General features: G+C 71.6%; 13 protein-coding genes. 10 read left to right on the top strand and 3 right to left on the bottom strand.

Features of this window, described 5'->3' with window-relative positions; translation table 11 throughout:
• Positions 1 to 89: 89 nt before the first annotated feature.
• The 6 genes from ACIBG6_RS29295 to ACIBG6_RS29270 all read left to right on the top strand — a co-directional run bounded on the left by ACIBG6_RS29295 (position 90) and on the right by ACIBG6_RS29270 (position 8,146).
• Complete coding sequence (locus tag ACIBG6_RS29295) at positions 90 to 1,007, top strand: LLM class F420-dependent oxidoreductase (RefSeq protein WP_399225667.1); 918 nt, start codon at positions 90 to 92, stop codon at positions 1,005 to 1,007.
• A gap of 11 nt (positions 1,008 to 1,018) precedes the next feature.
• Positions 1,019 to 1,792 (top strand): SDR family NAD(P)-dependent oxidoreductase, encoded by a 774-nt coding sequence (locus ACIBG6_RS29290; RefSeq protein ID WP_399225666.1) that lies wholly within the window; start codon positions 1,019 to 1,021, stop codon positions 1,790 to 1,792.
• 98 nt (positions 1,793 to 1,890) lie between these two features.
• Positions 1,891 to 3,015, top strand: a complete 1,125-nt coding sequence (locus ACIBG6_RS29285) for an LLM class flavin-dependent oxidoreductase (RefSeq protein WP_399225788.1) — start codon at positions 1,891 to 1,893, stop codon at positions 3,013 to 3,015.
• A gap of 136 nt (positions 3,016 to 3,151) precedes the next feature.
• A complete protein-coding gene (locus ACIBG6_RS29280; RefSeq protein ID WP_399225665.1) occupies positions 3,152 to 4,891 on the top strand; it encodes an amidohydrolase family protein in 1,740 nt (579 codons plus the stop codon).
• Positions 4,888 to 6,342: an aldehyde dehydrogenase family protein gene (locus ACIBG6_RS29275; protein ID WP_399225664.1), complete on the top strand. Its 1,455-nt coding sequence runs from the start codon at positions 4,888 to 4,890 to the stop codon at positions 6,340 to 6,342. The genes ACIBG6_RS29280 and ACIBG6_RS29275 overlap by 4 nt, the downstream gene beginning before the upstream one ends.
• 238 nt (positions 6,343 to 6,580) lie before the next feature.
• The gene (locus ACIBG6_RS29270) at positions 6,581 to 8,146 is read left to right on the top strand and encodes an APC family permease (protein WP_399225663.1); all 1,566 of its coding nucleotides are present in this window, start codon (positions 6,581 to 6,583) and stop codon (positions 8,144 to 8,146) included.
• Between the two features lie 89 nt (positions 8,147 to 8,235).
• On the opposite strand, the gene ACIBG6_RS29265 is transcribed toward ACIBG6_RS29270, so the two are convergent.
• The 3 genes from ACIBG6_RS29265 to ACIBG6_RS29255 all read right to left on the bottom strand — a co-directional run bounded on the left by ACIBG6_RS29265 (position 8,236) and on the right by ACIBG6_RS29255 (position 9,865).
• Positions 8,236 to 8,451 (bottom strand): hypothetical protein, encoded by a 216-nt coding sequence (locus ACIBG6_RS29265; RefSeq protein WP_399225662.1) that lies wholly within the window; start codon positions 8,449 to 8,451, stop codon positions 8,236 to 8,238.
• Between the two features lie 90 nt (positions 8,452 to 8,541).
• Entirely contained in the window at positions 8,542 to 9,009 is a 468-nt protein-coding gene (locus ACIBG6_RS29260; protein ID WP_399225661.1) for a carboxymuconolactone decarboxylase family protein, read from the bottom strand.
• Between the two features lie 112 nt (positions 9,010 to 9,121).
• Positions 9,122 to 9,865: a GNAT family N-acetyltransferase gene (locus ACIBG6_RS29255; RefSeq protein ID WP_399225660.1), complete on the bottom strand. Its 744-nt coding sequence runs from the start codon at positions 9,863 to 9,865 to the stop codon at positions 9,122 to 9,124.
• 126 nt (positions 9,866 to 9,991) lie between these two features.
• Between ACIBG6_RS29255 and ACIBG6_RS29250 the strand changes: the two genes are divergently transcribed.
• Genes ACIBG6_RS29250 through ACIBG6_RS29235 form a run of 4 tightly spaced genes read left to right on the top strand, consistent with a single transcriptional unit; the run spans position 9,992 to position 12,401 of the window.
• On the top strand, positions 9,992 to 10,660 hold the full coding sequence (locus ACIBG6_RS29250; protein ID WP_399225659.1) for a hypothetical protein: 669 nt from the start codon (positions 9,992 to 9,994) through the stop codon (positions 10,658 to 10,660).
• A 57-nt stretch (positions 10,661 to 10,717) separates the two neighbouring features.
• On the top strand, positions 10,718 to 11,551 hold the full coding sequence (locus ACIBG6_RS29245) for an LLM class F420-dependent oxidoreductase (RefSeq protein WP_399225658.1): 834 nt from the start codon (positions 10,718 to 10,720) through the stop codon (positions 11,549 to 11,551).
• A gap of 40 nt (positions 11,552 to 11,591) precedes the next feature.
• Positions 11,592 to 12,053: a prevent-host-death family protein gene (locus ACIBG6_RS29240; protein ID WP_399225657.1), complete on the top strand. Its 462-nt coding sequence runs from the start codon at positions 11,592 to 11,594 to the stop codon at positions 12,051 to 12,053.
• A gap of 45 nt (positions 12,054 to 12,098) precedes the next feature.
• A complete protein-coding gene (locus ACIBG6_RS29235; protein WP_399225656.1) occupies positions 12,099 to 12,401 on the top strand; it encodes a hypothetical protein in 303 nt (100 codons plus the stop codon).
• The last annotated feature ends 51 nt before the right edge of the window (positions 12,402 to 12,452 follow it).

Below are 12,452 nucleotides of genomic sequence, written 5' to 3'. Positions count from 1 at the left end.
GTGCCGCACCCCTTGTCTGATGGACCGTCAGGTACGAGCATGGGCTCCGCTCGCATACGTGACGGTTCGTCAGATCGAGGGGGTTTCCCATGGTGGTCTACGGGATGCAGCTGCCCGTCCAGTCGCAGTCCACCCTCTACGCCGAGGCCTGGGAGGCGGCCGCCGGGCCCGGTGACCTGCTCGCCGTCGCCCGGGCCGCCGAGGAGCACGGCTTCGACTACCTCGCGAGCTGCGACCACGTCGCCATCCCGCGCCGTCTCGCCGGGGCGATGAGCACCGTCTGGTACGACCCGGTCGCCACGCTCTCCTTCCTCGCCGCCGCCACCGAGCGCGTCCGGCTCCTCTCGCACGTCGCCGTCGTCGGGCTGCGTCATCCGCTCGTCACCGCCAAGGCGTACGCGACCCTCGACCACCTCTCCGGCGGCCGTCTGGTCCTCGGCGTCGGCGCCGGACACGTCCAGGAGGAGTTCGAGGTGCTCGGCGTGGACTTCGCGCGCCGGGGCGCCGTCCTCGACGAGACCGTCGACGCGCTCCGGGCGGCCCTCGGCCCCGAGGAGTACCCCGAGCACCTCGGGGAGCGGTTCGCCTTCAAGGACCTCGGGCAGCTGCCCCGGCCCGCCCAGGAGCGGGTCCCCGTCTGGGTGGGCGGCTCCTCGCCGGCCGCCGTGCGCCGGGCCGCGCTCAAGGGCGACGGCTGGCTGCCGCAGGGCGACCCGCGCGACAGGCTCGCCGAGCAGATCCGGCGGATCCTGCGGCTCCGCGCCGAGGCGGGCATCGCCGAGCCGATCACGGTCGGCGCCATCACCGAGGCGCTGTACGTCGGCGCCCCCGGCTGGGAGGTCGGCCGCCGCACCCTGAGCGGCTCCCCGGAGGAGCTCGCCGCCTCCCTGCGCGCGTACGGGGAGATGGGCGTGCACCAGATCCAGGTCCGGTTCCGCTCCCGGAGCCGTACCGAACTCATCGACCAGATGGCGGCCTTCGGCACGGAGGTCGCCCCCCACCTCTAGGGAGTACGGACATGGGCAAGCTCGACGGGCGGGTCGTCCTCGTCACCGGCGCGGCGCGCGGGCAGGGCGAGCAGGAGGCGCGGCTCTTCGCCGCCGAGGGGGCGCGGGTCGTCCTCGCGGACGTGCTCGACGACGCCGGCGAGGCACTGGCCAAGGAACTGGTGGAGTCGCTGGGGGAGGAGCGGGCCGTCTACGTCCACCTCGACGTGACCAGGGAGGAGCAGTGGGCGGCGGCCGTGGCCGTCGCCAAGGACCGGTTCGGGAAGATCGACGGGCTCGTCAACAACGCCGGGATCCTCCGCTTCAACGAGCTGCTCTCCACGCCCCTGGAGGAGTTCCAGGCGATCGTCTCGGTCAACCAGACGGGCTGCTTCCTGGGCATCAGGACCGTCGCGCCCGAGATCGCGGCGGCCGGCGGCGGCACGATCGTCAACACCGCCTCGTACACGGGGCTCACCGGCATGGCCGGGGTAGGCGCCTACGCGGCGAGCAAGCACGCCGTCCTGGGCCTCACCAAGGTCGCGGCGCTGGAACTGGCCGCGCGGAACATCCGGGTGAACGCGGTCTGCCCCGGGGCGATCGACACCCCGATGAGCAACCCGGAGGGCGTGGACCCGGCGGCCACGGCCGAGCTGTACCGGAAGCTCGTGCCGCTCGGGCGGATCGGGCAGGCCGCGGAGGTGGCGGCCCTCGCGCTCTTCCTGACGGGGGAGGACTCGGCGTACATCACGGGGCAGCCGTTCGTGATCGACGGCGGGTGGCTGGCCGGCGTCAGCCTGTTCTGACGAGTCATCAGGTATTGACCGCGGTCGCTTCGCGGTGCCACAGTCGGGCACATCAGAGATCTGACGGTTCGTCAGAAATAATGAGGACGGTGAACCCCTTGGAATTCGGGATCTTCGTACAGGGATACGTCGGCAAGCGGGCCGAGACCGATCCCGAAGCCGAGCACAAAGCCCTCATGGAGGAGACCGAGTACGTCATCCAGGCGGACAAGTCCGGCTTCAAGTACGCCTGGGCTTCCGAGCACCACTTCCTGGACGAGTACTCGCACATCTCCGCCAACGACGTCTACCTGGGCTACCTCGCCCACGCCACCGACCGGATCCACCTCGGCTCCGGCATCTTCAACCCCCTCGCCCCCGTCAACCACCCGGTGAAGGTGGCCGAGAAGGTCGCCATGCTCGACCACCTCTCCGGCGGGCGCTTCGAGTTCGGCTCCGGACGCGGCGCGGGCTCCCACGAGATCCTCGGGTTCATGCCGGGCATCACCGACATGAACCACACGAAGGAGATCTGGGAGGAGACGATCGCCGAGTTCCCCAAGATGTGGCTCCAGGACGAGTACGTCGGCTTCCAGGGCAAGCACTGGTCGCTGCCGCCGCGCAAGATCCTGCCCAAGCCGTACGGGAAGTCCCACCCCGCCATGTGGTACGCGGCCGGGTCCCCCTCCTCGTACGCCATGGCCGCCAAGAAGGGCCTCGGCGTCCTCGGCTTCAGCGTGCAGAAGGTCTCCGACATGGAGTGGGTCGTCGAGTCGTACAAGACGGCGATCAAGGAGGCCAAGGCGGTCGGCGACTTCGTCAACGACAACGTCATGGTCACCTCCACCGCGATCTGCGCGGAGACCCACGACAAGGCCGTCGAGATCGCCGTCTCCGGCGGCCTCAACTACCTCCAGTCGCTGCTCTTCCGCTACCACGACACCTTCCCCCGGCCCGAGGGCATCCCCGAGTGGCCCGAGCTGCTCCCCGAGTACTCGGCCGAGATCATCGAACTCCTCATCCAGGAGGAGCTGATGATCTGCGGAGACCCCTCGGAGGTCCTCGCCCAGTGCAAGCGCTGGGAGCAGGCGGGCGCCGACCAGCTGTCCTTCGGGATGCCGATCGGGGTCTCGTACGAGGACACGATGAACTCGATCAAGCTCATCGGCGAGCACGTGATCCCCAAGATCGACACGGACCCGGTCCACCGCACGACCCGCTTCCGCCAGGCCGCGGGCTCCTGACGGCGCGGCGCCAGTCGTACGAACGCGGGGCGGTGTCTTCCCGGATCGCCGCCCCGTACAAGCCCCGGCCGGAGGCCGTTCCGCGGCGGCCCCCGGTCCGGGGCACACCCGCGTCCACGGACAGAAAGGGACCGTCATGCTCGACCACCTGATCACCGGAGCCACCGTCGTGGACGGCACCGGCGCCCCCGCCTTCACCGCCGACGTCGGGATACGCGACGGACGCATCGCCGTCGTCGCCGAACCCGGGACCGTCCGCGAGGAGGCCCGGACCACCGAGGACGCCACCGGCCTCGTCCTCACCCCCGGCTTCGTCGACCCCCACACCCACTACGACGCCCAGCTCTTCTGGGACCCGTACGCCACCCCCTCCATGAACCACGGCGTCACCACCGTCGCCGGCGGCAACTGCGGCTTCACCCTCGCGCCGCTCCACCCGGACCGGCCCGAGGACGCCGACTACACGCGCCGCATGATGTCCAAGGTCGAGGGCATGGCCCTGGCGGCCCTGGAGGAGGGCGTCGACTGGAGCTGGTCCTCCTTCGCCGAGTACCTCGACGCCCTCGAAGGGCGGATCGCCGTCAACGCCGGCTTCATGGTCGGCCACTGCGCGCTGCGCCGGTACGTGATGGGCCCCGACGCCGTCGGCGGCCGGCCCACCCCCGAGCAGCTGGAACAGATGGTCTCCCTCCTCAAGGGGGCCATGGACGCCGGGGCCTGGGGGCTCTCCACCACCCAGTCCTCCACCCACTCCGACGGCGACGGCGCCCCCGTCGCCTCCCGGCACGCCACGCCCGCCGAGCTGATCGCCCTGTCGAAGGCCGTCGGCGAGCACGAGGGCACCCAGCTGGAGGCGATCCTGGCCGGCTGCCTCGACCAGTTCTCGGACGCCGAGATCGAGCTGTTCGTGGAGATGACCGCCGCCGCCGGACGCCCGCTCAACTGGAACGTCCTCACCATCGACGCCGCCGTCCCCGAGCGCGTCCCGCGCCAGCTCACCGCCTCCGAGCGCGCCCGCAAGTCCGGCGGCCGGATCGTCGCCCTCACCATGCCGATCCTCACCCCCATGAACATGTCGCTCGGCACGTTCTGCGCCCTCAACCTCATCCCCGGCTGGGGCGAGATCCTCGCCCTCCCCGTCCCCGAGCGGATCGCGAAGCTCCGCGACCCCGACGTGCGGGCGGAGATGCTGCGGCGCGCCGACTCCAAGGAGGCCGGGGTCTTCCGGCGGCTCGCCCACTTCGGCCGGTACGTCATCGGCGACACGTACAGCGCGGAGAACGAGGGCCTGAGCGGCCGGGTCGTGAAGGACATCGCCGCCGAGCGCGGCCAGGACCCCTTCCAGTGCCTCGTCGAGATCTGCGCCAACGACGACCTGCGGACCGTCCTGTGGCCGATGCCCAGCGACAACGACCCGGCGTCCTGGGCGCTGCGCCGCGAGACCTGGGACCACGAGGACGTGCTGCTCGGCGGCTCGGACGCCGGCGCGCACCTGGACCGGATGTGCGGGGCGCCGTACACGACCCGCTTCCTCGGCGACTGTCTGCGCGGCCGGAAGCTGGTGCCCCTTGAGCGGGCGGTGCGGATGCTGACCGACGAGCCGGCCCGGCTGTTCGGGCTGCGGGAGCGCGGCCGTATAGAGGAGGGCTTCCACGCCGACCTGGTCCTCTTCGACCCGGAGCGGATCGAGGCGGGCCCGGCGACCCTCGTGCACGACCTGCCGGGGGACAGCCCGCGCCTTGACTCGCGCGCGATCGGGATCGTCTCGGTCCGGGTCAACGGCGTGGAGACCATACGGGACGACGAGGTGACCGGCGCGATCCCCGGCAAGGTGCTGCGTTCCGGCCGCGACACGAGGACGGTGGCGACGCGATGAGGACCGAGCGGCTTTTCATCGGCGGGGAGTGGGTCGAGCCCGACGGCGGCCACTACGAGGTGATCGACCCGGCCACGGAGGAGGTCGTCGGTCTGGCGCCCGAGGCGTCGCGCGCCCAGGTGTACGAGGCGGCCGCCGCGGCCCGCGAGGCCTTCGACTCCTGGTCGCGGACGAAGCCGGAGGAGCGGGCGGCGATCCTCGACCGGGCCGCGGACCTCATGGCGCGGGACGCCGAGGAGAACGTCCTGCTCGCGCGGGCCGAGACCGGCGCCACCACCGGCACCGCCCGCGGCATGCAGGTCGCGGTCGGCTCCTCCCGCTTCCGGCGGTACGCCCGGGGCGCGATGGAGCCGGTCGAGCAGGCGCTGCCCCCGCAGATCAACGAGGCAGGGCCGATGGGCAAGGCCGGGGTGTTCGGCGCGGTCGCGGTACGGCGCCCGGTCGGCGTCGTCACCTGCATCACCTCGTACAACAACCCCTGGGCCAACCCGGCGGGGAAGATCGCGCCGGCGCTCGCGATGGGCAACACGGTCCTCGTGAAGCCCGCCCCGCAGGACCCGCTCTCGGTGTACGCGATGACCCGGGCCCTGGCGGAGGCCGGCGTCCCGGCGGGCGTCGTGAACGTCGTCACCGGCTCCTCCGCGGAGTCCGGGCAGGCGGCCGTCGACTCCCCGGACGTCGACATGGTCTCCTTCACCGGCTCCACGGCCGTCGGGCAGGCGATCGGCGAGGTCTGCGGGCGCGGACTGAAGCGGCAGCTGATGGAGCTGGGCGGGAAGGGGGCCGCGGTCGTCTTCGACGACGCGGACCTGGACTCCGCCGTCATGGGCATCGGGACGACCTTCGCCTTCTACAGCGGCCAGATCTGCACGGCCCCGACGCGGGTGCTCGCCCAGCGCGGGATCTACGAGCAGCTGATCGAGAAGCTGACCGGCTTCATGGCCTTCATGAAGGTCGGCGACCCGGCCGTGCAGGGCACGGTGGTCGGCCCGGTGATCTCGGCGGCCCACCGCGACCGGGTGGAGTCGTACGTCGAGCTGGGGCGGAAGGAGGGGGCGCGGGTCGTCGCGGGCGGCGAGCGTCCGGACGTCGCCAAGGGCTTCTACGTGGCCCCGACCCTGCTCGCCGACTGCACGAACGAGATGCGGGTGGTCCGGGAGGAGATCTTCGGCCCGGTCGTCGTGGTCGTCCCCTTCGACGACGAGGAGGAGGGCATCGCGCTCGCCAACGACAGCGACTACGGGCTGATCGACTACGTGTGGTCGGGCGACGTGGCCCGCGCCTTCCGGGTCGCGGCCCGGCTGCGGGCCGGCGGGGTGGGCGTGAACACGATCGGGCGGAACATGGAGGCACCGTTCGGCGGATTCAAGAAGAGCGGGGTCGGACGGGACGTCGGCTCGTACGCGCTGCACGCCTACAGCGAGCTCCAGGCCGTTGTCTGGCCGGGCTGAGGAAGGGTTCGAAAATTCCTCGGGAAAATTTGGAAACGGACATTCAGGGCGCCGCTGCGGTTCCCGCATATCGGACATGGATCGACGGACCTACCAGTTGGTCGGTCCGTTCCGGTCGTCGATCTTTCAATCATTGGCGGGTGTCCGCTTCCACCCGCTCAATGCAAGGCAATGATCGATCAAGTGAGCGGACTTCGATCTTCCGGATATGGAAACCGCAGCATTTAACGTCCTGTTCATGACTCAGGTGGAAGCACGGCCCCAGGCCGGAGACACGGTAAGGCCAGTCGACGCCCAGGGCGGCGCCCAAGCCGTACGCACCAAAGGCCTCGGAGGCAACTCCGTCGGCCTGCTCGGCAGTGCCGTCATCGGCATCTCGACCGTCGCCCCCGTCTACTGCCTGACGTCGACGCTCGGCTCCACGGCCGGCGAAGTCGGCCTGCAGATGCCCGCGATCTTCCTCGCGGGCTTCCTCCCGATGCTCCTCGTCGCCTTCGCGTACCGGGAGCTCAACCGCGTCATGCCCGACTGCGGCACCTCCTTCACCTGGACCGTGAAGGCCTTCGGCCCCAAGATCGGCTGGATGTGCGGCTGGGGCCTCGTCATCGCGACGATCATCGTGCTCTCCAACCTCGCCGGCGTCGCGACCTCCTACTTCTGGCTCCTCGCGGGTGAGATCAGCGGCAGCGAATCCATCGCCGCCCTGGACGACAACAAACTCGTCCACATCGCCACCTGCCTCACGCTCATCGCCGTCGCCACGGCCATCAGCTACCGCGGCATGACCGCCACCAAGGGCATCCAGTACGCCCTCGTAGGCCTCCAGCTCGTCGTCCTCGTCGTCTTCGTGGCGATGGCGCTGTCGAAGGCCGGCGACTTCGAGACCTCGGTCTCCTTCTCCTGGTCCTGGATGAACCCCTTCGCGGTCCAGTCCTTCGCCGCCTTCACCGCCGGCCTCTCGCTCTCGATCTTCATGTACTGGGGCTGGGACGCCTGCATGGCGACCAACGAGGAGACCACCGGCAGCGCGAAGACCCCCGGCCGCGCCGCGCTCATCGCGATGGTCGTGCTCGTCGCCTCGTACCTGGCCACCGGCATCGCCGCGCAGATGGTCGTCGGCTCCGGCGAGGAGGGCCTCGGCCTCGCCAACCCGGAGACCTCCGACAACGTCTTCGCCGCCCTCGCGGGCCCGGTCATGGGCCCCACGCTCGGCATCCTGCTCTTCGTCGCGGTCCTCGCCTCGGCGGCCGCGAGCCTCCAGACGACCTTCATCCCGGTCGCCCGCACGGTGCTCGCCATGTCCACGTACGAGGCGCTGCCGAAGTCCTTCACCAAGGTCCACCCGGTGTTCAAGACCCCCGGCAAGGCCACGATCGTGGCCGGCGTCGCCACCGGCGTCTTCTACACCGTGATGACCCTCGTCAGCGAGAACGTCCTGGTCGACACGATCTACGCACTCGGCCTGATGATCTGCTTCTACTACGCGCTGACGGCCTTCGCCTGCGTCTGGTACTTCCGCGGCGAGCTCTTCCGCTCCGGCCGGGACTTCGCCTACAAGGGCCTCATGCCGCTCCTCGGCGGCCTGATCCTCACGTCCGTCTTCGGCAAGACCCTGTACGACATGTGGGACCCGGCCTACGGCTCCGGCTCCGCCGTCCTCGGCGTCGGCTCGGTCTTCGTCATCGCGGTCGGACTGCTGCTCCTCGGCGTGGTGATCATGCTGGTCATGCAGCGGAAGAGCCCGGCGTTCTTCCGGGGCGAGATCCTCACGAAGGAGACCCCGTTGCTGGTGGTGGCCGACTGACGGCAGCCGTACGTTCCTGAGTCATCCGAAACGCGAAGGTGGCGGCCCGTGGGGGGTCCGCCACCTTCGTCCTCGTTCTCCGGATGATCTCAGTGTCCGGGGAGGAGCCCCTCCACCGCCGCGTTGGCCGGCGGCAGGTCGGGGGTGCCGGCCGGCTTCGCCTTGGGGGCGAGGACGCCGCTGAGTGGGACGACGGAGGGCAGGTTCATGCCGCCGGTGTCGGCGGCGGCGGTCCCGGCGGTGGCGCCCGCGAGACCCGCGGCGGCGAAGGCGGTCAGGGCGGCTGCGGTGAGGATCTTCTTCATGCCGGTCCAACGCGGACGGGACGGATCCGGTTACGACGACCACCCACCGCCCGTGACGCCGACTGCTGGTGCGGGAGGCCGCCCGTACCGTCAGAAGGCCACGCCGGCCGGCTGCCGGACCGTGACGTTGAGCCGGTTGAAGAGGTTCGTGATCGCGACCATCAGCACGATCGACGCGAGCTGCTTCTCGTCGAAGTGATCGGCGGCCGCGTCCCAGATCGCGTCCGGCACGGCGTCCGAGACGTCGGCGAGCCGGGTCGCGGCCTCGGCCAGGGCGAGGGCCGCGCGCTCCTCGTCGGAGAAGTACGGCGCCTCGCGCCAGGCGGCGACGGCGAACAGCTTCTCGTCGCTCACCCCGGCCTTCCTGGCGTTCTTCGCGCCGATGTCGACGCAGAAGCCGCAGCTGTTGATCTGGCTGGCCCGCAGGTGCACGAGCTCCAGGGTCGACTCGGGGACCCCGCCCTGCCGGGCGGCCTTCACCAGGTTCATGATCGCCGGGCCGGCGTCGGGCAGGACGTAGGCGGGGTTGGTCATGCGGGCCTTGGGCTCGTGCAGCATGGTGATCGCTCCTCGGCGTCTCTCGTCGGTCGTTCGTGCGTCGCTTTCACAGCAATGACGGACCGGGCGCCGAGAATGTGACACGGCCGCAGAACTTCTTTCGAAAGAGTCGCTACGCCTCCGCGATGAGGGCGGTCGCGACCGTGCGGAAGCCGAGCCGGCCGTAGAGCCGGGCCACGTCCGCGTCCGACGCCGTCAGGAACACCAGCTCCGCGCCCCGGGCGCGGGCGTCCGCGACGAGCGCGGCGGTCACCGCGAGCCCGAGGCCGCGACGGCGGGCCGCCGGGACGGTGCCGACGCCGACGACCTCGGAGACCGGCCCGACCGGCTGGTGCTGCCCGGCCGAGAGGGCGACGCCGGCGCTGTCGAGGGCCGCCGCGAGCCGGGTGAGACCGGCGCCGATCCGCTCGCCGATCCGCTCGGCGGTGCCGGGCTCCGGCGCCATGCCGAAGGCCGCGTACGGGGCGGCGACGGCGGTCGCCAGGGCGTCGGTGTCGCCGACGTCGACCATCCGGACGGTGACGCCCTCGGGGCCCGGTACGGCGAGGCCGTCGCCCTCCAGGACCATCAGCGGATGCTCGTGCACGGTGAGCCCGCTCGCCTCCACGGCGGCCCGGAGCCCCGGAGTCGTCTCCGCGACCCACTCGAAGGCCTCGGGCACCCCGAGCTCCCGCTGCCGGGCCCGCACCGCCTCCACGGCGTCGAGCGCCACGTCGCCGGAGTGCCCGAGCGTGGGGCGGGCGTAGAAGGGCCAGCCCTCCCCCTCCCGTACGAACAGGGTCAGGGGCCCGTGCGCCTCGGCGCGGGCGGAGGAACGGGGGACGGCGTCGTAGTACGACTCGATTCGGTTCAGCACGCGGACACGGTAGGGGGCGGTGCGGTCGACCGTCTTCGAATATCGGACGGACGGTACGCGCAACCGGTTGTGGCATGAGCCCGTCATCATGGGCGGGAGCGCCAGGGGAACAGCCGAGGGGGAGCCATGAGCCGGACGCACGCCTGCCCGGGATGCGGGCAGGACGACCGGGTGCAGGCCGTGCCCGCCGTGTACCTCGCCGGCCGGGACGCGGTCACCAGCCGCGAGCGGAACCGGGACGGCGACCTGCGGACCGTGAAGCGGACGGTGACCACCGGACTCTCCGACGCGCTCGCGCCGGTGCCCGGGGCACCCGCGCACGCCATCGGCCTGCTCGGCTTCCTCAGCGGATTCGTGTGCGTCGCCGCGTTCCTGGGCTGGGTCTTCGTCGGGGGCGGTCTGGAGTCCGGGCCGGAGCTCGGGCCGGGGTCCGGGGCGGTGTCCGAGCCGGACTTCTCGATGTTCGGGCCTCCGGAGGATCTCGGCCCGGACCTGAGCTACCTGGGCTGGGTCTCGGCCGCCGCCCTCGCCGTCACCCTCCTGGTCCTCTTCGAGGTCCAGCGGCGCCGGACGGCCTTCGCCCACCTGACGCGCGGACGCGCCCGCGCCGAGGAGCTGTGGTCGCAGGGCTGGTACTGCCACCGCTGCGGCACGGTCCACTTCGAGGACGTCCCGGGCGAGGACCGCGCCCCGCTCACGCTCCAGCGCTTCCGCGAGAAGGTCTGGGAGCAGGGAGGCTACGGCGACCTGGCGGCGGAGCGGCGCGCGGTGGACCCGGCCCGTGACCGGGACTGACGACCCGCCCGTGTCGTACCCCTCGGAAAACGGCGCCCCACCCCCTACCGTGCCGCTATGCGGATCTCGACCACGATCTTCCTGACCGACGAGACCATCACCCCCGTGCGGCTCGCGCGCGAGCTGGAGGAGCGCGGCTTCGCCGGGCTGTACCTCCCCGAGCACACCCACATCCCCGTCGACCGGACCACGCCGTACCCGCAGGGCGGCGAGCTGCCCCGGGAGTACGGCCGTCTCCTCGACCCCTTCGTGGCGCTCGGGCAGGCCGCCGCCGTCACCGAACGGCTCGGGCTCGGCACCGGCGTCACGCTGATCGCCGAGCACGACGCGATCGCCCTCGCCAAGCAGATCGCGACCCTCGACCACCTCTCCGGGGGTCGCTTCACCCTCGGTGTCGGCTACGGCTGGAACCGGGAGGAGGCCGCCGACCACGGCGTCGACTGGTCGACCCGCCGGAAGCTCACCCACGACCGGCTGGCCCTGATGCGGGCCCTGTGGGCGCCGGAACCCACGGCGTACGAGGGGGAGTTCGGGCGCTCCGTCCGCGCCTCGCAGGCCTGGCCCAAGCCGCCGCGCGGCGACGCGCCCCGCATCCTGCTGGGCGGCGCGGCGGGCCCGAAGCTCTTCGCGCGGATCGCCGCGGAGGCGGACGGCTGGATGCCGATCGGCGGCCGGGGCCTGACGGAGTCGCTCCCGGTCCTGCGCGAGGCCTGGGAGGCCGCGGGGCGCGACCCGAAGACCCTCCGGCTCGTCCCGTACGCGGTCCTCCCGAACCCCGGCAAGCTCGCCCACTACGCGGAACTGGGCTGCGACGAGGTCGTGCTCCAGCTGCCGCCGGGAGGCGAGACGGAGATCCTGGGGGTCCTGGACGCGTACGCCGCGTACCTCTGAGCGATTGACTTCGGAATACGTTCCGAAGTACTGTCGGTCCATGCTGACCCAGACCGTCTCCTTCTCCGAGCTCTCCAAGAACTCGAAGCGGGTCGCCGAGAGGCTCGACAGCGAGCACCGCCTGCTTGTCACCCGCCGCGACGGGCAGGACCTCTACCTCACCACCGCCGGCTATGACCAGGACCGGGAGGAGACGGCCGACGTCACGGCACGCCTCCTCGCCGCTCTCCTCGCCGCCGACGACGGCGCACGCGTCATAGGGCGCGCCCTCCCCTCGGTCTTCCCCTGGGTGCGGCATCTGTCCGCAGGGGAGCTGCGGGAGTTCGTCCAGGACCTGCTGCACGCGACGCACGACGCCGCACAGCTGGATGTCCACGCGACCCTCCACCGCACGATCGTCGAGTGGCGGGCCACGGCGCGCGTCCTCGCCGACCCGGGCCTCACGGCTCAGCTCACACGGCCGCTCCCCGACGAGGACCACGGCGAGGTGACGGCGCCGTGACGCCGAACGCGGCGACGACGTCGCCCCGCCCCCGGTCGGCCAGGAGTGGCGTCTTCGCTTCGCGACGAACGAGGCCGCCAAGGGCTGGGGCGAACTCGCCGCGGAAGCCCCGGCAACACCCGGCGGTGCTTCGAGGCCCTGCGCGGGAATCCGCTCCGACAGGACGATCCGGACCGGCAGCACAGGCTGCGCGGGCGCCTCGCCACCGCGACCCTCGGCGGGCGGGCCTACCCGCAGTGGGAGTTCGAGGTGACGGCCGGAGGTCGGGTCAGGTACCTCGTCGACGAGCCGCGCAGGACGGTGCACCTGGTGTACGCCGCGCCCCGGCACCCCAAGGACACCGACTGACCGCCCTTCCTACGGGGACCCGAACCCGGCCCGGCGTGCCCGCTCGTATGC

It is taken from the genome of Streptomyces sp. NPDC050842 (assembly GCF_044456565.1).
GTDB lineage: Bacteria > Actinomycetota > Actinomycetes > Streptomycetales > Streptomycetaceae > Streptomyces.
The sequence above is the reverse complement of the archived record's forward strand: the minus strand, read 5'-3'. Positions and strand labels throughout refer to the sequence as shown.